Annotated in this window: 30 protein-coding genes; 2 read left to right on the top strand and 28 right to left on the bottom strand. The window is 62.0% G+C overall.

The window, feature by feature from the left end; genetic code table 11:
- Positions 1-158: 158 nt before the first annotated feature.
- The 23 genes from phnP to ccmA all read right to left on the bottom strand — a co-directional run bounded on the left by phnP (position 159) and on the right by ccmA (position 18,515).
- The gene (gene phnP, locus ACYZUD_RS32435; protein WP_462025140.1) at positions 159-908 is read right to left on the bottom strand and encodes a phosphonate metabolism protein PhnP; all 750 of its coding nucleotides are present in this window, start codon (positions 906-908) and stop codon (positions 159-161) included.
- Positions 899-1,468: a phosphonate metabolism protein/1,5-bisphosphokinase (PRPP-forming) PhnN gene (gene phnN / locus ACYZUD_RS32430; RefSeq protein ID WP_462021847.1), complete on the bottom strand. Its 570-nt coding sequence runs from the start codon at positions 1,466-1,468 to the stop codon at positions 899-901. The genes phnP and phnN overlap by 10 nt, the downstream gene beginning before the upstream one ends.
- Entirely contained in the window at positions 1,468-2,613 is a 1,146-nt protein-coding gene (locus tag ACYZUD_RS32425; protein ID WP_462021846.1) for an alpha-D-ribose 1-methylphosphonate 5-triphosphate diphosphatase, read from the bottom strand. The genes phnN and ACYZUD_RS32425 overlap by 1 nt, the downstream gene beginning before the upstream one ends.
- Complete coding sequence (gene phnL, locus ACYZUD_RS32420; RefSeq protein ID WP_462021845.1) at positions 2,603-3,322, bottom strand: phosphonate C-P lyase system protein PhnL; 720 nt, start codon at positions 3,320-3,322, stop codon at positions 2,603-2,605. The genes ACYZUD_RS32425 and phnL overlap by 11 nt, the downstream gene beginning before the upstream one ends.
- Positions 3,323-3,351: 29 nt before the next feature.
- Positions 3,352-4,161 carry a phosphonate C-P lyase system protein PhnK gene (phnK, locus tag ACYZUD_RS32415; RefSeq protein WP_462021844.1) on the bottom strand — a complete coding sequence of 270 codons (810 nt, stop codon included), beginning with the start codon at positions 4,159-4,161 and terminating at the stop codon, positions 3,352-3,354.
- Entirely contained in the window at positions 4,158-5,030 is an 873-nt protein-coding gene (locus ACYZUD_RS32410; protein WP_462021843.1) for an alpha-D-ribose 1-methylphosphonate 5-phosphate C-P-lyase PhnJ, read from the bottom strand. The genes phnK and ACYZUD_RS32410 overlap by 4 nt, the downstream gene beginning before the upstream one ends.
- Entirely contained in the window at positions 5,027-6,100 is a 1,074-nt protein-coding gene (locus tag ACYZUD_RS32405) for a carbon-phosphorus lyase complex subunit (RefSeq protein ID WP_462021842.1), read from the bottom strand. Before ACYZUD_RS32405 ends, ACYZUD_RS32410 begins: the two co-directional genes overlap by 4 nt.
- Positions 6,100-6,705 carry a phosphonate C-P lyase system protein PhnH gene (gene phnH, locus ACYZUD_RS32400; protein WP_462021841.1) on the bottom strand — a complete coding sequence of 202 codons (606 nt, stop codon included), beginning with the start codon at positions 6,703-6,705 and terminating at the stop codon, positions 6,100-6,102. The genes ACYZUD_RS32405 and phnH overlap by 1 nt, the downstream gene beginning before the upstream one ends.
- Positions 6,705-7,151 carry a phosphonate C-P lyase system protein PhnG gene (gene phnG, locus ACYZUD_RS32395; RefSeq protein WP_462021840.1) on the bottom strand — a complete coding sequence of 149 codons (447 nt, stop codon included), beginning with the start codon at positions 7,149-7,151 and terminating at the stop codon, positions 6,705-6,707. Before phnG ends, phnH begins: the two co-directional genes overlap by 1 nt.
- Before the next feature lie 14 nt (positions 7,152-7,165).
- On the bottom strand, positions 7,166-7,870 hold the full coding sequence (gene phnF, locus ACYZUD_RS32390; RefSeq protein ID WP_462021839.1) for a phosphonate metabolism transcriptional regulator PhnF: 705 nt from the start codon (positions 7,868-7,870) through the stop codon (positions 7,166-7,168).
- Positions 7,871-7,906: 36 nt separating this feature from the next.
- Positions 7,907-8,689, bottom strand: coding sequence for a phosphonate ABC transporter, permease protein PhnE (gene phnE / locus ACYZUD_RS32385; RefSeq protein ID WP_419709063.1), 783 nt, complete (start codon positions 8,687-8,689; stop codon positions 7,907-7,909).
- A 141-nt stretch (positions 8,690-8,830) separates the two neighbouring features.
- Entirely contained in the window at positions 8,831-9,847 is a 1,017-nt protein-coding gene (phnD, locus tag ACYZUD_RS32380; protein WP_462021838.1) for a phosphonate ABC transporter substrate-binding protein, read from the bottom strand.
- A 43-nt stretch (positions 9,848-9,890) separates the two neighbouring features.
- The gene (gene phnC / locus ACYZUD_RS32375; protein WP_462021837.1) at positions 9,891-10,724 is read right to left on the bottom strand and encodes a phosphonate ABC transporter ATP-binding protein; all 834 of its coding nucleotides are present in this window, start codon (positions 10,722-10,724) and stop codon (positions 9,891-9,893) included.
- Between the two features lie 366 nt (positions 10,725-11,090).
- Positions 11,091-11,495: a hypothetical protein gene (locus ACYZUD_RS32370; RefSeq protein ID WP_462021836.1), complete on the bottom strand. Its 405-nt coding sequence runs from the start codon at positions 11,493-11,495 to the stop codon at positions 11,091-11,093.
- Positions 11,496-11,509: 14 nt separating this feature from the next.
- Entirely contained in the window at positions 11,510-12,751 is a 1,242-nt protein-coding gene (ccmI, locus tag ACYZUD_RS32365) for a c-type cytochrome biogenesis protein CcmI (RefSeq protein WP_462021835.1), read from the bottom strand.
- Positions 12,744-13,217 (bottom strand): cytochrome c-type biogenesis protein, encoded by a 474-nt coding sequence (locus tag ACYZUD_RS32360; protein WP_462021834.1) that lies wholly within the window; start codon positions 13,215-13,217, stop codon positions 12,744-12,746. The genes ccmI and ACYZUD_RS32360 overlap by 8 nt, the downstream gene beginning before the upstream one ends.
- Positions 13,214-13,750 carry a DsbE family thiol:disulfide interchange protein gene (locus ACYZUD_RS32355; protein WP_462021833.1) on the bottom strand — a complete coding sequence of 179 codons (537 nt, stop codon included), beginning with the start codon at positions 13,748-13,750 and terminating at the stop codon, positions 13,214-13,216. Before ACYZUD_RS32355 ends, ACYZUD_RS32360 begins: the two co-directional genes overlap by 4 nt.
- A complete protein-coding gene (locus tag ACYZUD_RS32350; protein ID WP_462021832.1) occupies positions 13,747-15,735 on the bottom strand; it encodes a heme lyase CcmF/NrfE family subunit in 1,989 nt (662 codons plus the stop codon). The genes ACYZUD_RS32355 and ACYZUD_RS32350 overlap by 4 nt, the downstream gene beginning before the upstream one ends.
- Positions 15,736-15,738: 3 nt before the next feature.
- The gene (gene ccmE, locus ACYZUD_RS32345) at positions 15,739-16,194 is read right to left on the bottom strand and encodes a cytochrome c maturation protein CcmE (protein ID WP_462021831.1); all 456 of its coding nucleotides are present in this window, start codon (positions 16,192-16,194) and stop codon (positions 15,739-15,741) included.
- Positions 16,191-16,367 (bottom strand): heme exporter protein CcmD, encoded by a 177-nt coding sequence (gene ccmD / locus ACYZUD_RS32340; RefSeq protein ID WP_008055370.1) that lies wholly within the window; start codon positions 16,365-16,367, stop codon positions 16,191-16,193. Before ccmD ends, ccmE begins: the two co-directional genes overlap by 4 nt.
- Positions 16,364-17,119 (bottom strand): heme ABC transporter permease, encoded by a 756-nt coding sequence (locus tag ACYZUD_RS32335; RefSeq protein WP_462021830.1) that lies wholly within the window; start codon positions 17,117-17,119, stop codon positions 16,364-16,366. Before ACYZUD_RS32335 ends, ccmD begins: the two co-directional genes overlap by 4 nt.
- Before the next feature lie 95 nt (positions 17,120-17,214).
- Positions 17,215-17,883, bottom strand: a complete 669-nt coding sequence (ccmB, locus tag ACYZUD_RS32330) for a heme exporter protein CcmB (RefSeq protein ID WP_462021829.1) — start codon at positions 17,881-17,883, stop codon at positions 17,215-17,217.
- Entirely contained in the window at positions 17,880-18,515 is a 636-nt protein-coding gene (gene ccmA, locus ACYZUD_RS32325) for a cytochrome c biogenesis heme-transporting ATPase CcmA (protein WP_462021828.1), read from the bottom strand. Before ccmA ends, ccmB begins: the two co-directional genes overlap by 4 nt.
- A gap of 197 nt (positions 18,516-18,712) precedes the next feature.
- Between ccmA and fliK the strand changes: the two genes are divergently transcribed.
- Complete coding sequence (fliK, locus tag ACYZUD_RS32320; RefSeq protein WP_462021827.1) at positions 18,713-20,287, top strand: flagellar hook-length control protein FliK; 1,575 nt, start codon at positions 18,713-18,715, stop codon at positions 20,285-20,287.
- Complete coding sequence (locus ACYZUD_RS32315; RefSeq protein ID WP_462021826.1) at positions 20,284-20,613, top strand: EscU/YscU/HrcU family type III secretion system export apparatus switch protein; 330 nt, start codon at positions 20,284-20,286, stop codon at positions 20,611-20,613. Before fliK ends, ACYZUD_RS32315 begins: the two co-directional genes overlap by 4 nt.
- A 116-nt stretch (positions 20,614-20,729) precedes the next feature.
- On the opposite strand, the gene ACYZUD_RS32310 is transcribed toward ACYZUD_RS32315, so the two are convergent.
- The 5 genes from ACYZUD_RS32310 to motD form a co-directional block, all read right to left on the bottom strand.
- The gene (locus tag ACYZUD_RS32310; RefSeq protein ID WP_462021825.1) at positions 20,730-21,122 is read right to left on the bottom strand and encodes a DUF2802 domain-containing protein; all 393 of its coding nucleotides are present in this window, start codon (positions 21,120-21,122) and stop codon (positions 20,730-20,732) included.
- Positions 21,123-21,608, bottom strand: coding sequence for a chemotaxis protein CheW (locus ACYZUD_RS32305; RefSeq protein ID WP_008024622.1), 486 nt, complete (start codon positions 21,606-21,608; stop codon positions 21,123-21,125).
- Between the two features lie 73 nt (positions 21,609-21,681).
- The gene (locus tag ACYZUD_RS32300) at positions 21,682-22,560 is read right to left on the bottom strand and encodes a CheW domain-containing protein (protein WP_462021824.1); all 879 of its coding nucleotides are present in this window, start codon (positions 22,558-22,560) and stop codon (positions 21,682-21,684) included.
- A 1-nt stretch (position 22,561) separates the two neighbouring features.
- Positions 22,562-23,350 carry a ParA family protein gene (locus ACYZUD_RS32295; RefSeq protein WP_462021823.1) on the bottom strand — a complete coding sequence of 263 codons (789 nt, stop codon included), beginning with the start codon at positions 23,348-23,350 and terminating at the stop codon, positions 22,562-22,564.
- Between the two features lie 43 nt (positions 23,351-23,393).
- The gene (gene motD, locus ACYZUD_RS32290) at positions 23,394-24,287 is read right to left on the bottom strand and encodes a flagellar motor protein MotD (RefSeq protein ID WP_462021822.1); all 894 of its coding nucleotides are present in this window, start codon (positions 24,285-24,287) and stop codon (positions 23,394-23,396) included.
- Between the last annotated feature and the right edge of the window lie 3 nt (positions 24,288-24,290).

The raw sequence follows: 24,290 nt of genomic DNA, 5'->3' as shown, positions 1-24,290 counted from the left end.
TCAGTGTTGGATGTGCCGCAGTCTTCGCGAGCAGGCTCGCTCCCACAATGGATCTGCGACAGTACCCAGACGTCTCATCCACTCGGTCAAGGCCTTGACCGCCTACCGGGCCATTCTCTGAACGCAGTTCGTCATGATTGCCCGACGTCTGCCGCGCTCTATAGCTCGCAGCCATCGAAAGCCACGGTGACCTGGGCCGGTAGCTCGCAATGGTGTTCAAGCAACCAGGCATCCAGCGTATGCCCGACGTGGGTCAACACTGCCAACCCCGGTCGCAGGTCGTCGATGCAGCGCAGTGCCAGGTTCAGATCGTTGTGATTACGTGGCGCCTGAGGCTGCGGCGGTATGGAACAGTCGAGCACCAGCACATCGAGTGGCTCGCGTTGCAGCCATTGCGTGGTGGCCGGCGGCAAGCCTACGGTGTCGGTCAGGTACGCGATCCGCCGCCCCTCTCCCTCCAACAGGTAACCGAGCGTCGGTTTTGAATGTTGCAGCGGCAGCGCCGTGACGCTGAGCGCGCCGAACGCCCGGGTTTCGAAGGCGCCAAACGGCTCGCTGAAATCGAGAATCCCCGGATGTTTGTAGAGATCGGCCAGGCCTTCCGGGTCTACCGGCCCATGGACCGGAATCACCAGCCCCTGACCCCAACGCAGATGCAGCAGCCCCTGAGCATGATCAGCATGGTAGTGGGTCTGCAAAATGCCGTTGAAGCTGCGTGGCGGGAAGCGCTCGGTCAGGTCGGGCAGGCCGCTGTCGATCAGCCAGCGCTGATCGCCACATTCGATCAACGCACTGCACGGACGACGCCTGCGGCGTTCATCGCTGCGCGCCTGGCCGCAGGCCACACATTCGCAACCGTAGACCGGCACCTGTCGGGCGTCACCGGTGCCCAGTAATGTCAGGCGCATGCGGGTTGCCCGTCGACGCAGGCCAGCAAGCATTCGACCGTGCGCTCCAGTCGTCCGGAGTTGTCGATCACGTGCAACGCCGGATCGTTATCCGCGAGCAGGCGTTCGCTGAAACGGGCATTGCGCGCCAGCCGCTCATCGATCTCGGCCATGGACTCACGCCCTCGCGCCAACAAGCGCTGGCGTAACACGGCTTGATCCACGTTCAGCAACAGCACGAGTACGTTCGGATACCGCTGGCGGGTCGGCGGCAGATGACCGCGCGACCCATTGACCAGCACGTCCTGCCCCGCCGCCAGCCAATCGTCGATTTCCCGGGGGATGCCATACGACAGACCATTGGCGTGCCAGCTCAGGGCGAATTCACCCCGGGCCTCCATCTCGGCGAACTGTTGCGGGCTGACGCCTTGCGCCGCTTCGCCCACCGCCTCCGCCGAGCGGGTGATGACACGCCGCACGATACGACAGCCGCGTTCGACCAGGCGCGTTCGTGCGGCATCCAGCAGGCTGTCCTTGCCCGAACCCGAAGGTCCGATGAGATAGATCAACCTGCCCGCCATCAAAACACCCTCTTCGCTTGTCGCCAGACTTGTTGAACGACCGGCAGCCCGTCCCGGGTCCTGGCTTGCACCAGGTCTGCGCGCAAACCGACAGCAATCTCGCCGCGATCATTCAACCCTGCCGCGCTGGCCGGGGCCAGGGTGACCATGCGCACAGTCTGGGCCAGGTCGCACTGGTTGCTCTGGGCCGCCAGTAAAAACGCTGCTTGCAGCAGACTGGCCGGGTAGTAATCACTGGAAAGAATGTCCAGCAGCCCTTCAGCGGCCAGGTCGGCGGCGGCAACGTTGCCCGAGTGGGAACCGCCGCGCACGATGTTCGGCGCGCCCATCAGCACTTTCATGCCCTGTTGCTGGCTGCCACGCGCCGCCTCAAAAGTGGTCGGGAACTCGGCGATGGTCATGCCGTAGCCCGCCGACTCTTCGACGTGCGCCAGGGTCGCGTCGTCATGGCTGGCCACCGACAGGCCACGGGCCAGGCAGTGCTCCACAATCGCCGCGCGATAGCGGGTGCTGTACTCACGGGAGTTGGCCATTTGCAGGACGATGAATTCATCCATCTGCGTGGTCGTCAGGTGGTACTTGCCCATGTAGTACTCGCGGTACTTGGACTCCAGCACGAACTGCCGCTGGCCCGGCGAGTGATCCATCACCGACACCAGTTGCACCAGAGGATGCTCCACCAGGTCCCGGAACACGCTCAGCGTGTCCGGATGGCACAGTTCGCAACGCAGGTGCAGACGGTGTTCGGCGCGTGTCAGCCCGGCGTCGGAAGTGCTGGAGATTGCCTCCAGCATCGCCGGCAATTTCTGCATGCGATTGCCTTTGGGGTTCACATCACCGATGGACACGGCGTCGAACACCGTGGTGATGCCGGCCGCGATGATCTGCGCATCGTGGCTAAGCACCGCCGAGGTCGACGGCCAGTCCACGCCGGGACGCGGTGTCATGTGTTTTTCCAGGTTGTCGGTGTGCAACTCCACAAGGCCCGGCAACAGGAAATCACCGTTGAGGTCCTGGGCCTGGGGCAACCGGCTCAGGCCTTCGGTGACCTCGGCGATCAACCCGTCGCGCAGCACCAACGTGCCAAGGAATACACGGTCAGCGGTGACCAGTCGGGCATTGCTGAGAATCTGTTCAGCGGACATCGGCGTATTCCTCGTGGTTCACGGCGGCTGGGGTCATGTCGAGATGGCGATCGGCAACCGCCTCGCGGGCGGTGCGGTCGTGGAAGATGCCGATCAGCGCGGCGCCCGCCACTTTCGCTTCGTTCATCAGTTCCAGCACCACCTGGCGATTGGTGTCGTCCAGGGAGGCCGTCGGTTCGTCGAGCAGCATCACCGGCCAGGCCACCATAAAGCCGCGAGCGATGTTGACCCGCTGCTGCTCGCCACCGGAAAAGGTGCCGGGCGCCAACTGCCAGAGGCGTTGTGGAATGTTCAGGCGGCTGAGCAACAACTCGGCCCGCGATTGCGCCAGGCTTTTCGACCAGCCACGAGCCAAGGCCGGCTCCATCACCACGTCCAGGCACGCCACCCGCGGGATCACCCGCAAGAACTGACTGACATAGCCCAGGGTTCGCTGGCGCACCTGAAGAATGTCGCGCGGCTCGGCGCCCACCAGCTCCAGCCAGTGACCGTCGTGCTGCACGCGAATGCTGCCGCCCGCCGGCAGATAGTTGCCATAAAGGGTGCGCAGCAAGGTACTTTTACCGGCGCCGGACTGGCCATGCAGCACCAGACATTCACCGGCCGCCACGCTGAAATCCACACCGCGCAAGACCTTCAGGATCACGCCGTGCTGTTGATGCAGGGTGAAGGTTTTCGAGAGGTCACGGACCTCGATCAAGGTATTCATCGCTCGGATTTCCACAGATGGACGGGGCTTCACGGTTGCAACACCGAAGACACCAGCAGTTGCGAGTAAGGGTGCTGCGGGTCGTCGAGGATCTGGTCGGTGAGGCCGGTTTCCACCACCCGCGAGCGCCGCATCACCATCAGGCGATCCGCCAGCAGACGGGCCACCGCCAGGTCGTGGGTGACGATGACCACCGCCAGATCCAGTTCACGCACCAACCCGCGCAGCAGGTCGAGTAACCGCGCCTGCACTGACACATCGAGACCGCCAGTCGGTTCATCCATGAACACCAGGCGCGGGCTCGACACCAGGTTGCGGGCGATTTGCAGACGCTGTTGCATGCCGCCGGAGAAGGTCCGGGGCAAGTCGTCGATGCGCAGCGGATCGATTTCCACCTGGCTGAGCCAGTCGATCCCCGCCCCGCGCAGTTGCTGGTAATTGCGAACACCCTGAGCCATCAGGCGTTCGCCGATGTTGGCGCCGGCAGAAACGCCCATGCGCAAACCGTCGCGAGGGTTCTGTTCGACGAAGCCCCATTCGGTGCGCAGCAAGGTCCGGCGTTCGGCTTCGCTGGCGCTGTAGAGGTCGAGCCACTCGCCCTCCTTGCCGCGATAGCCGATGCTGCCGCGCTGGGGCGGCAGGCGCCCGCTGAGCAACGAGAGCAGCGTCGATTTGCCTGAACCGGACTCGCCGACAATCCCCAGCACCTCGCCGGGATACAGATCGAAACTGACGCCTTGGCAGCCCTTTTCCAGGCCGTACAACAGCGACAGGTCGCGCACTCGCAGCAATGGCTCGACGGTGGCGGTGGACAGTTGGTTTTTCAGCGCCTGGTTCATTGGCCCTGCTCCTGCTCGCTGACGCGCTGGGCGCAGTAATAGGTGTCGGAACAGACGAAACTCTGCGTTCCGGCATCGTCGATAATCAGTTCGTCGAGGAAGGAGTCGTGGCTGCCACAAATGGCGCAGCATTCTTCCCACTTCTGCGCTTCGAAGGGGTGATCCTCAAAATCGAGGCTGGTGACTTTTGTGTACGGCGGCACCGCGTACAAACGCTTTTCCCGACCCGCACCGAACAGCATCAGCGCCGGGCTCATGTCGAGTTTTGGGTTGTCGAATTTGGGGATGGGCGACGGGTCCATCACATAGCGTTCGTCGACCATCACCGGGTAGGCGTAAGCGGTGGCGATGTGGCCGAAGGTGGCGATGTCCTCGTAGAGTTTGACGTGCATCACCCCGTAATCATTGAGTGCGTGCATGGTTCGGGTTTCGGTTTCCGAAGGCTCGATAAAGCGCAACGGCTCCGGGATCGGCACCTGATACACCATGATCTGATCGGCGTGCAGCGGTGTTTCCGGGATGCGGTGACGGGTCTGGATCACCGTTGCGTCCGGCGTACTTTCGGTGGTCGCGACGCCCGCGGTGCGGGCGAAGAAGCGGCGGATCGACACGGCATTGGTGGTGTCGTCGGCGCCCTGGTCGATGACTTTGAGCACGTCGTCGGCACCGAGAATCGCCGCGGTCAATTGCATGCCGCCGGTGCCCCAGCCGTAAGGCAACGGCATCTCGCGGCCGCCGAACGGCACCTGGTAACCGGGGATCGCCACGGCCTTGAGCAACGCGCGGCGGATCATGCGTTTGGTCTGCTCGTCGAGGTAGGCAAAGTTGTACGCCGCATCGCGAATCGGTGCCTGAGTCAGGTCATTCATGGCTGTTGCCCCTCGGCAGGCTTACGCAGTTTGCGGATCAGCTCCAGTTCGGCCTGGAAATCCACGTAGTGAGGTAACTTGAGGTGCGAGACAAAACCGGCGGCCTCGACGTTGTCGCAGTGCATCAGCACGAATTCTTCCTGCTGCGCCGGGGACACGATCTCTTCGTTGAACTCCCCGGCCCGCAGCGCGCGGTCGACCAGTGCCATGCCCATGGCCTTGCGCTCGGCGTGCCCGAAGGCCAGGCCGTAACCGCGAGTGAACTGCGCCAGCTCAGTGGCGGAGCCGACGAACTGGTTGACCATCTCGCACTCGGTGACTTCGATGCTGCCCAGGCAGATGGGAAAACCCAGCTCTTCGGGGTCGATCCAGACCTCGACGTCACCGATGCGAATCTCCCCGGCGAACGGGTGGTTGCGTCCGTAACCGCGTTGGGTCGAATAGCCGAGCGCCAGCAGAAAACCTTCGTCGCCACGGGCCAGCGCTTGCAGGCGTTCGGCGCGACTGGCAGGCAACTCCAGCGGGTCACGGGTGATGTCCGCCACGCTGTCGCGGTTGTCGGATTCGGTCTTGATCAAGCCCTCCTTCGCCAGCAACCCAAGAACCCGAGGGCAAGCTTCGAGGCTGGCGTTCGGGCTGGTTTGCGGCCCCGGGTAATCGCCTTCGGCGAGCAGTGCAAAGTCCAGCAAACGATGGGTGTAATCGAAGGTCGGCCCCAGCAACTGCCCGCCCGGCACGTCCTTGAACGTGGCGGACAGGCGCCGGCTGAGCTGCATGTTTGAGGTGTCGATCGGCAGGCTCGGGCTGAAACGCGGCAACGTGGTGCGGTAGGCGCGCAGCAGGAAGATCGCCTCGACCAGATCCCCCGCCGCTTGCTTGATCGCCAGCGCGGCCAGTTCTTCGTCGTACAGCGAGCCTTCGCTCATCACCCGTGCCACGGCCAGCGGCAGTTGCTGACGGATCTGCTCGACGCCGAGCTCCGTGACCGAGGTATCGCCCCGGCGCTTTTTTGCCAGCAGACGATGGGCATTGTCGATGGCCTGTTCGCCACCCTTGACGGCTACGTACATCAGGCAAGCTCCTCTGTTGTGCGAACGACCCGCGTGCTGCGCGGCAGGCCGATAACCTCGTGACCGGCGGCGAAAAACAGGTCCAGCCCGCGGGGAAATTCGTTGCGTTGTTCGCGCTCGCGCCAGAATCCATCGGCCAGGGGCAGATTGACCCTGTGCTCGATCTCGATCTCGATCCCCGGCCCGCGCCAGGCCAGCCCTGCCCCGCCATCGAGGCGCGGCAGCTGAACCAGCAAGGTGCAGGACTGATCGGGGTAGCGGTCATTGCCAATGTCGAAACCGCCCAGATCGGACAGGTCCTCGGCAGCGAGCAAGGCAAAACGTGCGGTTTCCCGGTTCGAGGCCAGCGGGCAGCCGCAGTGGAACATCAGGTTGGCGCGGATCAGCGGTGTGTCGAAAGACGGTGCCAACCACAGCGGCGTGTCGACATCCAGCAAGGCCAGGCACAACGCGTAGGTGGCCGGCGCCAGCCCTTCAAGGCTTGGGGTGGCGTGCAAGGTCTGGGTCAATCCTGGGCCGGCGAGCGCCTTGAGCGCGGCACGAAAACCGCGCTGGGCATCCAGTACCGGGTCGGTAAACGCCGGTTGCAACAGCGGTGCGCTCATCAGTTTTCTCCTCGCACGAGGGTGAAAAATTCGACTTTGGTGGCGGCGGTGTCCGCCTCTTTTTGCGCCCGACGTTGTGCCTGGGCATTGGCCAGCGGCGTGATCACTTCATCGAGCCAGTGGCGCTGTTGCGCACCCTGCAAATGCGCGTCGGCCAGGGCGGCCAACTCGGCGTGGACCTTGTCGCGGCCCGCCAGGTAGCTGTAACCGGTACGGCCATCGGCCAGGCGCACGACGCAGCGCGTCACGCTCATTTCGCCAACGTTGAACGGCGCGCCGTTGCCGCCCATACGGCCACGGACCAGGGTCATGCCGATTTCCGGGGCGCGAATCAGTTGGTACTCGATGTCGCGCAGCGCGGCTTCGTGTGGCTGCAACTCGCTGCGACGGACGCGGGCCAGCACGCCGATCCAGTGTTGTCGCGGGTTGTGAGAATCAGGGTTCATCGTTGAGTTCTCCATCAGGTGACGACCTGGTACTGGAAGCGATCCGAACGGCTGGTGGACTGGGCCAACTCCACCGGGTGGCCGTCGCGGTCGCGGGAAAGGGTGAACACACTCAGCGCCGGCAAATGCCGGGGCATCATCAGCAACGCGGCTTCTTCGCGGCTGGGCAAGCGGGCACCGATCAGGCTCAGGGTCCGGGTCAGCGGCTTATCCCGTTCACTCAGGTACTGGCGCAATGAGCCGCCGGTGTAATCCGCCAGCAGCGGCGCATGGCTGGCGCAGTAGCGATGGCGGATCAGGCTGACGGGTTGGTGATCGAGCTTGCGCAGGGTCTGCAATTCGATCATTGGCGCCCTCTCGGCAATCCCGAGGTGTTGCGCTTCTTCACGGCTGGCGAAGCAGTAACGACGTTTGAGCAGAACCGCCTCGACGCCCAACCCCTGGGCCGACAGGGACTGGCTGTAGGCACTGTCGGCGGCCATCGGATAAATCAGCGGCCGTTCCAGCACCTGGGTGCCCTTGCCTTGGCGGCGCAGCAGACTGCCTTCGAACACCAGCTCATCAATGGCGCGGCGCAAGGTGTGGCGGTTGACCCCGAAGCGATCGGCCAACTGCACTTCCGCCGGCAGGAAGTCCCCGGCCTGATAATCGGCCAGCTCGCGACGCAGGATGTCGGCCAATTCGCGGTACACCGGCTCGTCTTGTCTAGACAACTGCATGCTTAAAAAAAGCGCCCAGGGGCACCCCTCCGAAATTCAGATGAACTGCTTGCGCAGGCGTTGCGACAGAATGTCGATCAGGCTCACCACCACGATGATCACCAGCAAGACTGCACACGTCTGAACAAACTGAAAGGCGCGGATGTTCTCCCAGAGAATCACCCCGATCCCGCCGGCACCGACCATTCCCACCACCGTCGCCGAGCGCACGTTGGCCTCGAAGCGGTAGAGCGCGTAGGAAACCCACAACGGCATCACTTGCGGGATGACCCCGTAGATCACTTCTTGCAGGGCGCTGGCACCGGTGGCGCGAACCCCTTCAACCGGGCCCGGGTCGATGGCCTCCACCGCTTCGGCGAACAGCTTGGCGAGCACACCGGTGGTGCTGATCCACAGCGCCAGCACCCCGGCGAACGGCCCCAGCCCGACCGCCACCACAAACAACATGGCGAACACCATTTCGTTGATCGAACGGAAGGCATCCATCACACGGCGCAGCGGCTGGTGGATCCACCAAGGGGTGATGTTCTCGGAGCAGAGGATGCCCAGGGGCACCGAACAGACAATCGCCAGCACCGTGCCCCAGAGGGCGATTTGTACGGTGACGATCATTTCCTTGAGGTAGGAGCGCCATTCGTGGAAGTCCGGCGGGAAGAAATCAGCGGCGAAGGTCGCCATGTTTCCCGAGTCGCGGTACAGCGCCATCGGGTTCATCTCGGCGCCGTGCCAGGCCCAGGCCAGCAAGACCAGGAACAGGCCCCAACCGGTGTACTGCGGCCAGGTGCGCTTGCCGACGGCTTCAGCGTGCAGAGTGGTCATGAAGATTCCTCTAAGTAATGCCAAGTGCGAAAACCTGTGGGAGCGAGCCTGCTCGCGAAGACGGCGGCACATGCACCATCGATGTCGACAGACACACCGCCTTCGCGAGCAGGCTCGCTCCCACAGTTGTCCCGCGGTGGATCAACCGGCGTTGGCTGCCGTCTTCTTGTCAGCGGTCTTTTCCAGCAAGGTCAGGCGCTCTTGCAGCCTGGCCAGCTCGGCGTCGATGTCGGCGAGTTTCTTGGTCTTGTCTGCGGCATCGAGATTGGCGTCGGCATTGATCGTAGTGCGCTGCTTGAACAGCTCAAGCTGTCGGATCGGCAGCAGTTGGTCGTCGCTGGAGGCCAGGAACTTGCCCAGTTGCATGCCTTTGAGCACCGCTTTCTCGGACTCGGTGTCGCCATAACTGAAGATGAAATCGCGGATCTTTTTCTTCTCGCTGTCGCTCAGGGCCTTGCTCCACACCAGAGGATCGGCGGGGATCAGCGGTGACTTCCAGATCACCTTGAGCAGTGCAGCCTTGTCCGGCTGGGTGACTTCCAGACGATCCCAACTTTCAGTGTTGAAGGTCGCCACATCCAGTTGTCCCTTGGCCACGCTCAAGGCGTTGACCTCATGGCTGGAATTGAGGGTGCGCTTGAACGCGGTGGCCGCATCGACACCGTTCTTGGCGAAGACGTAGTAACCCGGCACCAGATAGCCGGAAGTCGAGTTCGGATCACCGTTGCCGAAGGTCAGGGACTTGGCGTTTTTCAGCATGTCATCGACGGAGTTGATCGGGCTGTCCTTGCGCACGATCAGCACGCTCCAGTACCCGGCGGCACCGCTTGCAGCAGCCGTCTGAGCGAAAATTTCGCCGTTGGAACGGTCCACGGCTTCGATGGCGGCCTTGTTGCCCAGCCAGGCGACATCGACCTTGTTGAAGCGCATGCCCTGGATCAGGCCGGCATAGTCAGAGGCGAACGTGGCGTTGATTTTCAGGCCGGTTTTCTTCTGCATATCGTCGAGAAACGGCTGCCAGATGCTCTTCAGGTTCTGCGAAGACTCGGTGGACATGATGCCGAAGTTGATGGTTTTTTCTTCAGCCTGGGCGGTGCCCAGCACACAACTGGCGAGCAAAGCGGCGCCAGCAAATACGCGACCGATACGGTTCAACATGGAAGGGATTCCTTAGGGTGCGCTGTTGGAAAAAACGAATGGTTCACACGCGCGCCAGCACCAACCGGGGCGCGGGTTCGGTATGGCGGGTCTGGTTGGAAAACATCAGGCTGGTGTCGAGGTCGGCACCGTACAAATCGTTGAGGAACTGGCTGCTCAGGTCGGCGGCGAGGCCATCGAAATGAATCCGCCCGCCCTTGAGTGCCACGGCACGGGGGCAATAGCGTGTGGCGTAATCGACTTGATGCAGGGTGACCACCACGGTCTTGCCGTCGCGGCGGTTAATGTCAGCGAGGATTTCCATGACCTTGCGCGCCGACTCCGGGTCCAGCGAGGCGATGGGTTCATCGGCCAGAATCACCTCGGCACGCTGGGTCAGGGCCCGGGCGATCGCCACGCGCTGCTGCTGGCCACCGGACAAGGTAGACGCGCGCTGCGCCGCCAGATCGGCCAGGCCAACACGGTCCAGGGACTCCAGGGCAAACTGTTTTTCCTCGGCATTGAACAGGCACAGGTTGCCGCGCCAGCGCGGCATGCGGCCAAGGCAACCGAGCAGCACGTTATCGAGCACGCTGAGGCGGTTGACCAGGTTGAACTGCTGGAAGATGTAGCCGATGTCAGCACGCAAGCGACGAACCTTGCCATTGAGCCGTCCGCACGCCTGCACTTCCCGGCCCAACACCTTGACGCTGCCGCCGTTATTGCGATCGCAACAGGCCAGGCCCGCGAGGTGGCGCAACAACGTGGATTTGCCGGAGCCGGAAGCGCCAATCAGCGCGACCATCTCACCGGCCGCGATGGTGAGCTCGAGGTCGACCAGTGCGGTCTTGCGCGCAAAGGTCTTGTTCAGATGATCGACATGGATAGCTGCGTTCATGGGCTTCTCTGTCTGGTTGAACAGCCGTCCCTGGCCGCTTTGAAGTTCAACCGACTTTAGGCACGGGCTGTGTCAGCCCTATGACTCGCACAAGTCGCTGGAATAACCATTTGATGAAGGTTTGATGAAAGGTTGAGCGGCGCGCTGTGTTCAGAGCAGATGTTGTGATCAGCAAAGAACCTGTGGGAGCAGCCTGCTCGCGATGAAGGCGCCACATTCAGTATTGATGTCGACTGACCCGGCGCTTTCGCGAGCAGGCTCGCTCCCACAGGGTATTGGGTGCACCCACCTTCCATGGACGCCCATCCCTCTTTTCAGCGGGCACAAAAAAGGCGACCCGAAGGTCGCCTTGTTCTGTGCTTGCTGTTACTGCCCGAATTGCCGTCCCAACCCGCCCGGCACGCCATGGATATCCGTTTCTTCCCACGGTCCGTTAGGGCTGATCGACCGGCTCCAGCCGTTATCCCAGCGGTAGTACGTGCGCTGGCGGTAGAAGGTGTTGGTCTGGTCATCCAGCACATACACACCGAGCTTCGGGTCCCAGTGGCTGTTGCCACCCGGTGGCGGGGCGAAACTGGCGGAGGTGCGCGGCAGCGGCTTGGCGGGTTTGGCTGGAATGCCCGGCTTGCTCGGCGTCGGTGTGGTAGACGGCGTGGGGCTGGGCTGCGAAGGCGGGATCGGCGGCAGCGGAGTCGGCTCGGGCCGCTGGACCGCACACGCGCTTAACCCTAGGACCAGACCGAGCAGGGTGATACGAGCGATGGCGGTCATGATGGCGTTTCCTGTTATTTATCCGGGCTGTCGATGGTCAGTTTTTGCTGCGCGGTGGTGCTGCTGGCCAATGGCTGGCTGCGACCGATCCATTCGCCGGCAGTCGGTTGACCGGCGCGGGAGATGCGCGCAACCAGTTGGACTTCAGGGAAGTTCGACAGTTTCAACTGCGGCATCATGGCGTCGGCATCGCCCAGTTCGACGGTTGCCGGCAAGTCAGCGACGGTCAGGCGTTTGGCGGCCAGCGGTGCGGGAGGCCCGGCGGTGGCGCGTGCGAAGATAAACACGCTGTCGCCCGGCTGAACCTTGGCTTTCAACTCTGGCGCCAGATCAACACGCACCTTGAGCAGCGCCGCGACCTTGGCCTCAGGCGCCTTCGCAACCTTGCCACCGCCGGCTTCGAGCTTCTCGGTGGCCCGCGTGATCCCGCCTTGCAGCGCGGCACGGGAGTTGTCGTCCGGCGGCAGTTGCACCAGCAGGCGATTCCAGTAGTCGATGGCGTCCTGGTAACGCGCGCTTTCAAAGGCGGCGATACCCAGCAGGCCGAGGCTGGTGACTTCCTTCGGGTCGGCTTTCAATGCTTCGTCGGTCAGGGCCTGGACCTTGTCCGACCACTTCTTGCCATCGGCAAAGTACTGGGCCTGAGCCCATTGGCCCAGCAGTTCCGGCTGACGGCCGGCCGCATTGACCGCGCGTTCGAAAATTTTCGCTGCATCGCCCGGACGGTCCTGAGCCATGTAGGTGCGACCGAGGAAGTACAAGCCTTCAGCGGAATCCGGCTGGGCCTCGACCGCGCGCTCCAGGCGACGGGTCATCTCTTCCATCGACTGCGGCGCCTGGGAAAATTCGCGGGTCAGTTCGACTTTGTCGCTGGCCCCGAAATGCAGGTAAAGCCCCAGCCCCAACACCGGCACCAGAATCGCCGCAAGCAGTGGCCACGGCTTGCCCAGACGGGACACTCGCGGCGCCTCGACGCCTTCGGTGTCCGCGAGCAATTCACGAGCCGCCTCGACGCCTTCGGTGTCCGCGAGCAATTCACGAGCCGCTTCGGCGCGACCGGTGTCCATTTGCGCGGTGTCCAGAACGCCCTCTTCCTGTTGAGTCTGCAACTCAGCCACGCGCTCCTGATACAGCGCGACGTTCAGGGCAGTACGATCCTCTTCAAGCTGAGCGCGGCGACCACGCAAAACGGGGATCAACAGAAAACTCAGGGCGACCAGAAGTAGCAGACCTGCAGCGAGCCAGAAATCAATCATTCTTGGTTTTATCCAACAAGTGGTCGAGGCGCTCGCGCTCCTCGGCAGAAAGCGTGTCCGGGGTGTCAGCGCGTTGCACGCGACGACGGCGGACGATCACGGCGATGATCACAAAACCGCCCAGCAGCAGGCCGGCGGGGCCGAACCAGAGCACAGCAGTCTTGGCGGTCAGAGCGGGTTTGTAGCGGACGAAATCACCGTAGCGGTCGACCATGAAGTCGATGATCTGCTGATTGTCCTTGCCCTCGCCGAGCATGCGGAAAATCTCTTTGCGCAGGTCGGCGGCGATCGGTGCGTTGGAATCGGCAATGTCCTGATTCTGGCACTTGGGGCAACGCAGCTCTTTGGTCAGCTCGCGAAAACGCTCGCGATCACTTTCCTTGGCGAACTCGTAGGTGTCGATGGCCGCGTGCGCCACGCCGGCCATGCTCAAGCCTAATATGGCAGCAGCTATCCAGCGCTTCATGGCTTCGCCTCGTCGACCAGCGCCTGATACTTGGCCGCCAGTTTTTCGCGCCAGACCTGTTCGTCGATCACGCCAACGAACTTGTCGCGGATGATGCCCTTGGCATCGATGAAGAAGGTTTCCGGGGCGCCGTAGACACCGAGGTTGAGGCCCAGGGTGCCCTCATCGTCACGGATATCCAGTTGATACGGGTTGTGGAATTCGTCCAGCCACTTCAAGGCATCCGCGTTGACGTCCTTGTAGTTGATGCCGTAAATCACCACGCCCTGCTTGGCCAGTTTGTTCAGCACCGGGTGCTCGACCCGGCAGGAAATGCACCAGGTGCCCCAGACGTTGACCAGTGCCGGTTTACCCAGGATGTCCGCCCGGGTCAGGGTCTTGTCGCCCTGCACGGCCGGCAGGGAAAACTCCGGGAACGGTTTGTTGATCATCGCCGAGGGCAACTCGGCCGGGTCCAGGTACAGGCCACGGTAAAGGAACACAGCGACCACCAGAAAAATCGCCAGTGGCAACAGCATCAACCAACGTCTCATGCCGTGGCTCCCGTCATGCCCAGTGCTTCACGCACACGGCTGTTCACCTTGACCCGATAACGGCGATCCAGCGCCGCCAGCAACCCGCCGAGACCGGTGAGCAGACCGCCGAACCAGATCCAGCGCACGAACGGTTTGACGTGCACGCGCACGGCCCAGGCGCCATCGCCCAGCGGTTCGCCGAGGGCGACGTAAAGATCACGGGTGAAACCGGCGTCGATCCCGGCCTCGGTCATCACCGAGTTCTGCACGGTGTACAGGCGTTTTTCCGGGTGCAGCACGCTGATTTCCTTGCCGTCGCGGATCACCCGGACGGTGCCTTTGTCGGAGGTGAAGTTCGGGCCTTCGAAGTGCTTGGCGCCTTCGAACACGAACTGGTAGCCGCCCAGGTCCATGGATTCGCCCGGCGCCAGGCGCAGGTCACGCTCGGCACTGTTCTGGCTCGACAGCACGACACCGAGGGCGCACACGGCGATGCCCAAATGCGCGACCTGCATGCCCCAGTAGCTGCGGGTCAGGGTCGGCAGGCCTTTGATCAGGCCTTTGTGGCGCGTCTTGTCGAATATGTCGCGCACGCCGGCCAGCAACACCCAGGCAGCGAGCATGAACGTCGCGATCACCGCCCAGTTGAAATCGCCGTAAGCGACGCCGGCCACCACGGCCAACGCAGCGCTGCCGAGCAACACCGGCGTCAGCATGCTCATCAGCCATTTGACCGGGGTATCTTTCCAGCGCACCAGCATGCCGACCGCCATCACCACCATCAGCAACGCCATCAATGGAATGAACAGCGCGTTGAAGTACGGCGGGCCGACCGACAGCTTGGCGCCGGTCATTGCATCAAGAATCAGTGGATACAAGGTGCCGAGCAGGATCATCGAAGCCGCCACCACCAGCACCAGGTTGTTGCCCAGCAGCAGGGTTTCCCGGGACCAGAGGTTGAAGCCGACATGGCTCTTCACCACCGGCGCGCGCAGGGCGAACAGCGTCAGCGAACCGCCCACGACAAACAGCAGGAAGATCAGGATGAACACGCCGCGCTCAGGGTCGGACGCAAAGGCGTGAACCGAAGTCAGTACCCCGGAACGAACGAGGAAGGTCCCGAGCAAGCTCAACGAGAAAGCAGCAATGGCCAGCAACACGGTCCAGCTCTTGAACACACCACGTTTTTCCGTGACCGCCAGCGAGTGAATCAGCGCAGTACCCACCAGCCAAGGCATGAAGGAGGCGTTTTCCACCGGGTCCCAGAACCACCAGCCGCCCCAGCCGAGTTCGTAGTAGGCCCACCAGGAGCCGAGGGTGATGCCGATACCGAGGAAGGCCCAGGCGACGATGGTCCACGGACGGGACCAACGCGCCCACGCCGCATCGAGACGCCCGCCCAGCAACGCGGCGATAGCGAAAGCGAAGGCTACGGAGAAACCGACATACCCCATGTACAGCATCGGCGGGTGAACGATCAGGCCGATGTCTTGCAGCAACGGGTTGAGGTCACGACCGTCCGCAGGAATCTGCGGCAGGATCCGGGCGAACGGATTGGAGGTGAGGATCAGGAACAGCAAGAAACCGGTGCTGATCATGCCCATCACCGCCAGCACGCGAGCCAGCATCACTTGCGGCAACTGCCGGGAAAACACCGACACCGCGAAGGTCCAGCCGCCGAGGATCAACGCCCACAGCAGCAACGAACCTTCGTGAGCGCCCCACACCGCGCTGAACTTGTAGTACCACGGCAAGGCGCTGTTGGAGTTGCTGGCGACGTAGGCGACGGAGAAGTCATCGGCCATGAACGCGTAAGTCAGGCAACCGAAGGCGAACAGCAGAAAGGCAAACTGGCCCCAGGCGGCCGGCTGAGCGAGGCTCATCCACAAGCGGTCACCGCGCCAGGCGCCGAGCAACGGCACCACGGCCTGAACCAGCGCGAAACACAGCGCCAGAATCATCGCCAGGTGGCCCAATTCAGGGATAAAGATTCCAGACGTCATCAATTAGCCCTCTTTGGCAGGAGTGGGTGCCGACTGGCCGCTGTCTTTCAGGGCCTTGGTCACTTCCGGCGGCATGTATTTCTCGTCGTGCTTGGCCAGCACTTCGTCGGCCACCACCACGCCGTCAGCATTGAGTTTGCCCAGGGCAACGATGCCCTGCCCTTCGCGGAACAGGTCCGGAAGAATGCCGCGATAAGTGATGGTGACGGATTTGTTGAAGTCGGTGACGATGAATTTCACGTCCAGCGAATCGCCGGAACGTTGCAGCGAGCCTTTCTCGACCATCCCACCCGCGCGGATGCGCGTGTCTTGCGGCGCTTCGCCGTTGGCGATCTGGGTCGGGGTGTAAAACAGGTTGATGTTCTGCTGCAGGGCGCTCAGGGCCAGGCCGACGGCCGCGCCGATACCGACCAGGATTGCGAGAATGATGATAAGACGCTTTTTGCGCAGCGGATTCACTTGCCGTTCTCCCGGCGCAGACGACGCGCCTCTTGTTGCAGATACCGCTTGCGGGCCAGGATCGGCGCCGCCACGTTGAGGGCCAGCACCGCCAGGCAGATGCCATAGGCTGACCAGACATACAGGCCGTGATGGCCCATGGCGAGGAAATCGCCGAATGAAGCGAAACTCATCGAGCGACCTCCAGGCTGTTCTGAACTTCGGCCTTGACCCAACTGGCGCGAGCTTCGCGTTTGAGCACTTCAAGGCGCATGCGCAACAACAGCACGGCACCGAAGAAACAGTAGAAACCCAGCACCGTCAGCAGCAGTGGCAACCACATCTCGACGGGCATCGCCGGTTTTTCGGTGAGGGTGAAGGTTGCGCCCTGGTGCAGGGTGTTCCACCACTCTACCGAGTATTTGATGATCGGGATGTTGATCACGCCGACAATCGCCAGCACCGCGCAGGCCTTGGCCGCGCTGTCACGATTGCTGATGGCGTTGCCCAGCGCAATGAGACCGAAGTACAGAAACAGCAGAATAAGCATGGACGTAAGTCGCGCATCCCAGACCCACCACGAGCCCCAGGTCGGTTTGCCCCAGATCGCGCCAGTGACCAGCGCCACGGCGGTCATCCAGGCACCGATGGGCGCCGCGCATTGCAGGGCGACGTCGGCCAGTTTCATTTTCCACACCAGCCCGACGATGCCGCACACGGCCAGCATCACGTAGCAGGACTGCGCCAGCATGGCGGCGGGAACGTGGATATAGATGATGCGAAAGCTGTTGCCTTGCTGGTAATCCGGCGGCGCGAAGGCCAGGCCCCAAACGACACCAACGCCGATCAGCAGCAACGCCGCGACGCTCAGCCATGGCAGCAGTTTGCCACTGATGCCGTAAAACCATTTGGGTGAGCCGAGCTTATGAAACCAGGTCCAGTTCATTACTGTTTCCATCACGGTTGCTCTTCGCTATGAAGAGCCAAAGGGTCTGCCTTTTTTTCAAAAGAAAGCGATCAAAAAATGACCAGACCTCATTATTATTCGCCGACGCTGATCTTCAGGCCAGCAGCTATTGCAAAAGGTGTCAGGGTTATCGCCAGCACGGTCAGGCTACCAAGCCACAGGAGATAACCGATCGCCGGCATGCCCTGCAATGCCGCCTGCAAGGCGCCACTGCCAAGAATCAACACCGGGATGTACAGCGGCAGAATCAGCAGCGCCAGCAACAGGCCACCGCGCTTCAATCCCACCGTCAGGGCCGCACCCACCGCACCGAGCAGGCTCAGCACCGGTGTACCCAGCAACAAGGAAAGCAGCAACACCGGCAGACAGGCGGCAGGCAAACCGAGCATCAACGCCAGCAGGGGTGCGAGCAAAACCAGTGCCAGACCGGAGAAGGCCCAGTGTGCCAGTACCTTGGCCAAAACCAGAAGAGGCAGGGGGTGCGGCGAAAGGACCCACTGTTCAAGGGAACCGTCTTCGAAATCACTGCGGAAAAGCCCGTCCAGCGAGAGCAGAACCGATAAAAGGGCCGCCACCCAGACCAGTCCCGGAGACAAGGTTTGCAACAATTGAGACTCGGGACCGACCGCCAATGGGAACAGGGAAACCACGATCGCGAAGAAAACGAGCGGATTGGCCAACTCCGCAGGACGGCGGAACAACAAACGGGCCTCGCGGGCGACCAACAGGCCGAAAACACTCATACGGCCCAATTCCCCAGATCAATGTCGCGATAGCCGGCCGGCATCCGGGTCAGGGTGTGGTGAGTGGTCAGAACGACCATACCACCGCGCTCGCAGTGTGCGGCCAGGTGTTCTTCGAGTTGCGCCACGCCTTGTTTGTCGAGCGCGGTGAACGGCTCATCGAGGATCCACAGCGGCGGGCTGTCCAGGTACAACCGCGCCAACGCCACGCGACGTTGCTGGCCGGCGGACAGGGTGTGGCAGGGAACATCCTCGAAACCGCGCAATCCGACAGCCGCCAGCGCTTGCCAGATGGCCTCATGGGAGGCCGGTTGATGCAGGGCACAGAGCCAGCTCAGATTCTCTTCCGGCGTCAGCAGGTCCTTGATGCCGGCGGCATGGCCGATCCACAACAGATTGCGGGCCAGCTCCCCGCGTTGTTCGTTCAGCGGCTGGCCGTTGAGCAGCACTTGACCGGCGGTCGGCTGCATCAGACCGGACAGCAGCCGTAAAAGGCTGGTCTTGCCGCTGCCGTTGGGACCGCTGATTTGCAACATTTCGCCACTGGCCAGTCTCAATTCGAGATTTTCGAAGAGCAGCCGAAGGTCTCGCTCACAGGCAAGGGCAACGGTTTGCAGGACAGGACTGGTCAAGAGATCACGGGCCTTTACGGTTCAAGTCGGCAAGGGTACGGCCGCTAAAGAGATGCAGGATAAATGCATTGGCGGCCCGTTCTAAAGAGCCAGATCAAGTATTTGCAAAGTTTTCAGCGCCCCGGTTGCAACGGGGCGGCATTATACATGCCATGCCCTACTCTAAAGAGGGCAATTTCTTCAGGTTGTGACCGCGTATGACAGGCGAAATGAACATCCTCCCGCTCCCGCAGCCCACGCCCGCGACGTCGCGTCCGCTGGTGGTCAGCGGTGACCTGCTCAAGCTGCTGACGCCGATGGAGGGCCTGATTACCGCAGGCCAGAGCGCCAAGGCCGAAGTGCTGTCGCTCAAGCAGGCGGATCAGGCCTTTCAACTGCTGCTCAAGGTCACCCTGGAGAGTGGCCGTCAAACCACGGTCCAGGCCACCAGCAACCAACCGTTGCCTCAGGGTACGAACCTGGCGATCACCCAACCCTCGGCGGGCAACCTGGCCATCACGGTGCAACAGGCTATCGCTTCCAGCGTCGCCACCCTGACCCGTATCGATACGGCGCAACTGCCTGTTGGCACGCTGCTGCAAGGCAAAGTCCTGACGTCCCAGGTGATGCCGCAGGTCCCGGGGCAGCCAACGGTGTTTCGCTCGCTGGTGACCCTGCTCAATACCGCGCTGAGCGGCAGCACCCTGAACATCGACAGCCCGACCCCGCTGCGTATCGGCACCTTGCTCAGCGCGTTGGTGCAAGACACCCAGACGCTGAAGTTCGTCCCGCTGAGCAGCCGCCAGGAGCAGCTGGCGGTGACCCAACAACTGGTCAGCCAACAGAGCCGCCAGGGCTCGCTGGACGGGCTGCTCAAACTCCTGCAAAACCTGCCGGCGTCGGATCAGACTTCCCGCGACCTGCGTGCCGTTGTGGACAAGTTGCTCGCCGGCTTGCCGGATGTTCAGCAACTGAGCACGCCAAAAGGTCTGGCACAGGCACTGGCCAACAGTGGCCTGTTCCTCGAAGCAAAGTTGCTCACCGGACAAAATCCGACGCTGACCCCGGACATGAAAGGTGATCTGCTCAAGCTGATCGCGCAACTGACGCCGGGGCTGCCGGCCAACACCAATCTCACCGCGATCATTGCCGCCAATACACTGGCCCAGGCCATGCCCAGCTTTGTGCGCAATGCCCTCGGCATGCTCGGACAGGTCAGCGCCAAACCGTCGCCGACCAGTTTCCCGTTACCCGAACGTTTGCTGCAAAGCGCGGAAGGCGAAGACGATCTTGAGCACCTGTTACGCCTGGCCGCTGCGGCGGTGTCACGCTTGCAAAGTCATCAGTTGTCGAGCCTGGAGCAGACCGGCGTTACCAGTGACGGACGGCTGATGAGCACCTGGCAACTGGAAATCCCGATGCGCAACCTGCAGGACATCGTGCCGCTGCAGGTCAAGTTTCAGCGCGAGGAAGCCCCCGAGAAAGAACAACCCAACGAGCGCCGCGACGAGCGTGAACCCAAGCAACAGCTATGGCGCGTCGAGCTGGCGTTCGACATGGAACCGCTGGGCCCGCTGCAGATTCAGGCGCAGTTGATCAAGGGCAGCCTGTCCAGCCAGCTGTGGGCCGAACGGCCTTACACCGCCAGCCTGATCGAGAGCAATCTGGCCGGACTGCGCGAACGGCTGCTGGCGTCAGGCTTGAATGTCGGCGATCTCGATTGCCACCTCGGCACACCGCCCCAAGGCCCCCAAACCCGTCTCGAACAACGCTGGGTCGATGAAACCGCATGAGAAACCCCAACGCCCCGCGCCAGGCCATCGCCCTCAAGTACGACGGCACCCACGCCCCGACCCTCACGGCCAAAGGTGACGACGAACTGGCCGAAGCCATTCTGAAGATTGCCCGCGATTATGAAGTGCCGATTTACGAGAATGCCGAGCTGGTGAAACTGCTGGCGAGGATGGAACTGGGGGACAGTATCCCGGAGGAGTTGTACCGCACGATTGCCGAGATCATTGCGTTTGCGTGGAACCTGAAGGGCAAGTTCCCCGAGGGGCATGATCCGGATGCGCCGATGGTCGAGAAAGACATCACCGATCGTGGCGACGACTATTGATTCGGCGCTGAATGCAAAAAGATCGCAGCCTCGTTTCACTCGACAGCTCCTACATTGGGATGGAGTACACCCCGTAGGAGCTGTCGAGTGAAACGAGGCTGCGATCTTTTGACCTGTCAGTTCTTGTGCAACTTGCTCATCAACTCCGCCTCAGCCTGGGTCAACCCGCAGGACTGAGTCAGCTCATCCACGCTCGCCCCCATCCCGACCAATCGCGCCGCCTGGGCAAACGACAGGCTCGACGGGTCGCGCTGTTCCAGCTGAGCCAGTTTGTCCGGCAACGGCCCGACCACCGCGCGCAGCTCGTGCAGGTCTTCACCCATGCGTACGTTGCCGCTCTGGTAGTTGTCGACGCGTTTGGCCAGGTCCTTGATGCGCTGATCGCGCAGCGCATCGCCCTGAGCCTGTTGCGCAGCGATTTGCCGCTGAGCACGAATGTACGTCAGAAACATCGCCAGCGTGCCCGCCCAAAAGACGAACAGGACAATGACCGCAACCTCAAGAATCAATCAGATGCTCTCCAGTTCCGACCACTCTTCTTCGCTCATCATCTTGTCCAGCTCGACCAGGATCAGCAATTCGTTATTCTTGTTGCACACGCCTTGAATGAACTTGGCGGACTCTTCGTTACCGACGTTTGGCGCGGTTTCGATCTCCGACTGACGCAGGTAAACCACTTCGGCCACGCTGTCGACCATGATGCCGACCACTTGCTTGTCGGCTTCAATGATGACGATCCGGGTGTTGTCGCTGATCTCGGCATTCATCAGGCCGAAGCGCTGACGAGTGTCGATCACGGTGACCACGTTGCCGCGCAGGTTGATGATGCCCAGCACGTAGCTCGGGGCACCCGGGACCGGGGCGATTTCCGTGTAGCGCAGGACTTCCTGAACGCGCATCACGTTGATGCCGTAGGTTTCATTGTCCAGCTTGAAGGTTACCCATTGCAGGATCGGATCTTCGGAACCCTTTGCAGACGACGCCTTATCATTCATACCCTGACCCCTCGAAAAACCGCCCTAGCGGTGTGTGTTCTGTGCAGCGGCAGTGACTGCCACAGCCTGTTTGTTATGTCGGTTTGTGGGCCGGCTTGCTGCCGCCCATATGCTTTGCCCCACCGCTGGCGATCAGCTCGGCCAGTTCGGAAACGTCAAGCAACGCACACATGTGTTCAATCACCGTACCTGCCAGCCATGGCCGTTGACCACGGTGAGTGCGCCACTTGATTTCGTTCGGGTCCAGGCGCAGCGAGCGGCTGACCTGATGCACGGCCAGCCCCCACTCGTAGCCCTGAACCGAAATAACGTATTGCAGGCCCTGACGGAAATCGTCGCGGTAGCGGTCCGGCATGACCCAGCGCGCGGTATCCAGTACTTTCAGGTTTCCGGCCTGACTTGGCAGGATCCCGAGGAACCATTCCGGCTGACCGAACAACGGCGTCAGCTCGTGACCTGCCAAGGAATAAATCGAGCCCAGGCACACCAACGGCACCGCCAGGGTCAACCCGGCGACATCGAACAACAGGCATTCGAACGGCTCGGCAGCCCATGCCGGACGACCGTCGGTTTCCACCGGTGGCGGCGTGTTGCTGGGCGGCAGATGGACTTCGACGATCGGTGGCACCAAGGCTTGCAGCAGCGGCGCGATGGTCGACAGGGGCGCCAGAACCGGTGGCGGTGCTTCGATCAGCGCCACCGGGGCTTTCACCACGGGCGCGGCTACCGGTGCGGCAACTGCCGTGGGTTTCTCTGCCGGTTTCTGCGCATCGCGGGCCTGCTCTTCAAGTACCGCAGCCTGGAACTCGTCCAGCGCACTTTCAACCTCGACCACCTCGGGAAGCGCTTCGATTTCCGGCGGCAACTCTTCGGTCGCATCCATCAGCAAGCTGTCCAGATAGGACTGGAGCGCCAGTTGTGGACGGGAAGTGATTTTTACCGGGCGATTCATCTCATGCCACCTGCGCAACAGATTGCTGCGCCAGCAAATGCTTGAGCAGCGCGCGATAAGCCAGCACTCCGCGGCTCTTGCCGTCGAATTGAGAAGGCGTGACGCCGGCACGACTGGCGTCACGCAAACGCGTGTCGACCGGGATGTAGCCCTGCCAGATTTCTTCCGGGTATTTGTCGCGCAACACACGCAGGGTTCCGAGGGAGGCTTGCGTGCGGCGGTCGAACAGGGTCGGCACGATGCTGAACGCCAGCGCCTGTTTGCGCGAGCGGTTGATCATCGCCAGGGTGTTGACCATGCGCTCCAGGCCTTTGACGGCCAGGTGTTCGGTCTGCACCGGAATCACCAACTGCTGGCTCGCCGCCAAGGCATTGACCATCAGCACACCGAGCAACGGCGGGCTGTCGATCACGGCGTAATCGAAGTCCTGCCACAGTTGCGCCAGGCTCTTGGCAATCACCAGGCCCAGGCCACTCTGCCCCGGCGACTGGCGCTCGAGGGTCGCGAGTGCCGTACTCGACGGCAACAAGGAAATACTGGCGTGACTGGTAGGCAACAACAACTGACCGGGCAAGCCTTGCGGCACGCCGCCCTTGTGCAGAAACAGGTCGTAGCTGCTGTGTTCCAGGCTGTCGGGGTCGTAACCGAAGTAGCTGGTCATCGAGCCGTGGGGGTCAAGATCGACCACGACCACACGCTTGCCCGCCTCGGCCAGTAAACCGGCTAAAGCGATAGAGGAAGTGGTTTTACCGACACCACCCTTTTGATTGGCGACTGCCCAGACTCTCATTCGTATTGTTCCTCCCGGTCGAACCGGTCGACCGAGAAATAGCTCAACGTATTAATGCGGGTGACGGAGAATTGACGGCGCTCTCTCGTCCCGGCGACTTGACCGGGGTCGGTGCAGTTTGTGTGCCAGCACGCTTCAACGCGGCATCCGGTTTCGTATTGGCGGTTCCGGTACCAGTAAGGCTGCGGCGTACATCAAGATTTCGTGAAACCACCAACACCACCCGACGGTTGCGCGCCCGACCTTCGGCAGTCGCGTTGTTGGCCACCGGCTGGAATTCGCCATAACCCACCGACGCCAGTCGACCCGGGTTTACACCCTGCATCGCCAGCATGCGCACGATGCTCGCCGAACGGGCCGAGGACAGTTCCCAGTTGGTCGGGTACTGCGCGGTGCGGATCGGTTGATCGTCAGTAAAACCTTCGACGTGAACCGGGTTGTCGAACGGCTTCAGAATCGCCGCGACCTTGTCGATGATGTTGAACGCAATGTCGCTGGGCATGGCGTCGCCGCTGCCGAACAACAGGCTGGAATTGAGTTCGATCTCCACCCACAGCTCATTGCCGCGAATGGTCATCTGGTCGGAGCTGATCAGGTCGCCAAACGCGGCGCTGATGTCGTCGGCGATGCTTTTGAGCGGATCGTTGGCAGCCTGTGAAATGCCCGCGTCGATCTGCTCGCTGTCCTTGATCAGCGGCTTGGCCGGCGTCACGGACTTCGGTCGTTCTTCGCCGATCGGGATCGGCTTGAGCGCGCGATCCGAATCGGTGAACACGCCGATCAACGCTTGCGAGATGATCTTGTACTTGCCTTCGTTGATTGAAGAGATCGAGTACATCACCACGAAAAAGGCGAACAGCAACGTAATGAAGTCGGCATACGAAACGAGCCAACGTTCATGGTTTACATGTTCTTCAGGTTGCCTGCGACGAGCCATAGT

Source organism: Pseudomonas sp. XS1P51 (assembly GCF_054897845.1).
Note: the sequence above shows the minus strand (reverse complement) of the source record. Positions and strands in the feature narration are given on the sequence as shown.

Bases quoted from the DNA above. Each gene is read 5' to 3' on its own strand.
- phnD (WP_462021838.1), bottom strand. From the start codon at position 9,847: ATGTTGAACCGTATCGGTCGCGTATTTGCTGGCGCCGCTTTGCTCGCC.
- motD (WP_462021822.1), bottom strand. From the start codon at position 24,287: ATGGCTCGTCGCAGGCAACCTGAAGAACATGTAAACCATGAACGTTGG.
- ccmB (WP_462021829.1), bottom strand. From the start codon at position 17,883: ATGAGTGTTTTCGGCCTGTTGGTCGCCCGCGAGGCCCGTTTGTTGTTC.
- ACYZUD_RS32370 (WP_462021836.1), bottom strand. From the start codon at position 11,495: ATGACCGCCATCGCTCGTATCACCCTGCTCGGTCTGGTCCTAGGGTTA.
- ACYZUD_RS32335 (WP_462021830.1), bottom strand. From the start codon at position 17,119: ATGAACTGGACCTGGTTTCATAAGCTCGGCTCACCCAAATGGTTTTAC.
- ACYZUD_RS32410 (WP_462021843.1), bottom strand. From the start codon at position 5,030: ATGAATGACCTGACTCAGGCACCGATTCGCGATGCGGCGTACAACTTT.
- phnG (WP_462021840.1), bottom strand. From the start codon at position 7,151: ATGAACCCTGATTCTCACAACCCGCGACAACACTGGATCGGCGTGCTG.
- ACYZUD_RS32295 (WP_462021823.1), bottom strand. From the start codon at position 23,350: ATGAGAGTCTGGGCAGTCGCCAATCAAAAGGGTGGTGTCGGTAAAACC.
- phnH (WP_462021841.1), bottom strand. From the start codon at position 6,705: ATGAGCGCACCGCTGTTGCAACCGGCGTTTACCGACCCGGTACTGGAT.
- ACYZUD_RS32355 (WP_462021833.1), bottom strand. From the start codon at position 13,750: ATGAGACGTTGGTTGATGCTGTTGCCACTGGCGATTTTTCTGGTGGTC.
- ACYZUD_RS32300 (WP_462021824.1), bottom strand. From the start codon at position 22,560: ATGAATCGCCCGGTAAAAATCACTTCCCGTCCACAACTGGCGCTCCAG.
- ACYZUD_RS32405 (WP_462021842.1), bottom strand. From the start codon at position 6,100: ATGTACGTAGCCGTCAAGGGTGGCGAACAGGCCATCGACAATGCCCAT.
- ccmD (WP_008055370.1), bottom strand. From the start codon at position 16,367: ATGAGTTTCGCTTCATTCGGCGATTTCCTCGCCATGGGCCATCACGGC.
- ccmI (WP_462021835.1), bottom strand. From the start codon at position 12,751: ATGATTGATTTCTGGCTCGCTGCAGGTCTGCTACTTCTGGTCGCCCTG.
- ACYZUD_RS32305 (WP_008024622.1), bottom strand. From the start codon at position 21,608: ATGAATGATAAGGCGTCGTCTGCAAAGGGTTCCGAAGATCCGATCCTG.
- ACYZUD_RS32425 (WP_462021846.1), bottom strand. From the start codon at position 2,613: ATGTCCGCTGAACAGATTCTCAGCAATGCCCGACTGGTCACCGCTGAC.
- phnC (WP_462021837.1), bottom strand. From the start codon at position 10,724: ATGAACGCAGCTATCCATGTCGATCATCTGAACAAGACCTTTGCGCGC.
- phnL (WP_462021845.1), bottom strand. From the start codon at position 3,322: ATGAATACCTTGATCGAGGTCCGTGACCTCTCGAAAACCTTCACCCTG.
- phnN (WP_462021847.1), bottom strand. From the start codon at position 1,468: ATGGCGGGCAGGTTGATCTATCTCATCGGACCTTCGGGTTCGGGCAAG.
- phnP (WP_462025140.1), bottom strand. From the start codon at position 908: ATGCGCCTGACATTACTGGGCACCGGTGACGCCCGACAGGTGCCGGTC.
- phnK (WP_462021844.1), bottom strand. From the start codon at position 4,161: ATGAACCAGGCGCTGAAAAACCAACTGTCCACCGCCACCGTCGAGCCA.
- fliK (WP_462021827.1), top strand. From the start codon at position 18,713: ATGACAGGCGAAATGAACATCCTCCCGCTCCCGCAGCCCACGCCCGCG.
- ACYZUD_RS32350 (WP_462021832.1), bottom strand. From the start codon at position 15,735: ATGACGTCTGGAATCTTTATCCCTGAATTGGGCCACCTGGCGATGATT.
- phnE (WP_419709063.1), bottom strand. From the start codon at position 8,689: ATGACCACTCTGCACGCTGAAGCCGTCGGCAAGCGCACCTGGCCGCAG.
- ACYZUD_RS32315 (WP_462021826.1), top strand. From the start codon at position 20,284: ATGAGAAACCCCAACGCCCCGCGCCAGGCCATCGCCCTCAAGTACGAC.
- ACYZUD_RS32360 (WP_462021834.1), bottom strand. From the start codon at position 13,217: ATGAAGCGCTGGATAGCTGCTGCCATATTAGGCTTGAGCATGGCCGGC.
- phnF (WP_462021839.1), bottom strand. From the start codon at position 7,870: ATGCAGTTGTCTAGACAAGACGAGCCGGTGTACCGCGAATTGGCCGAC.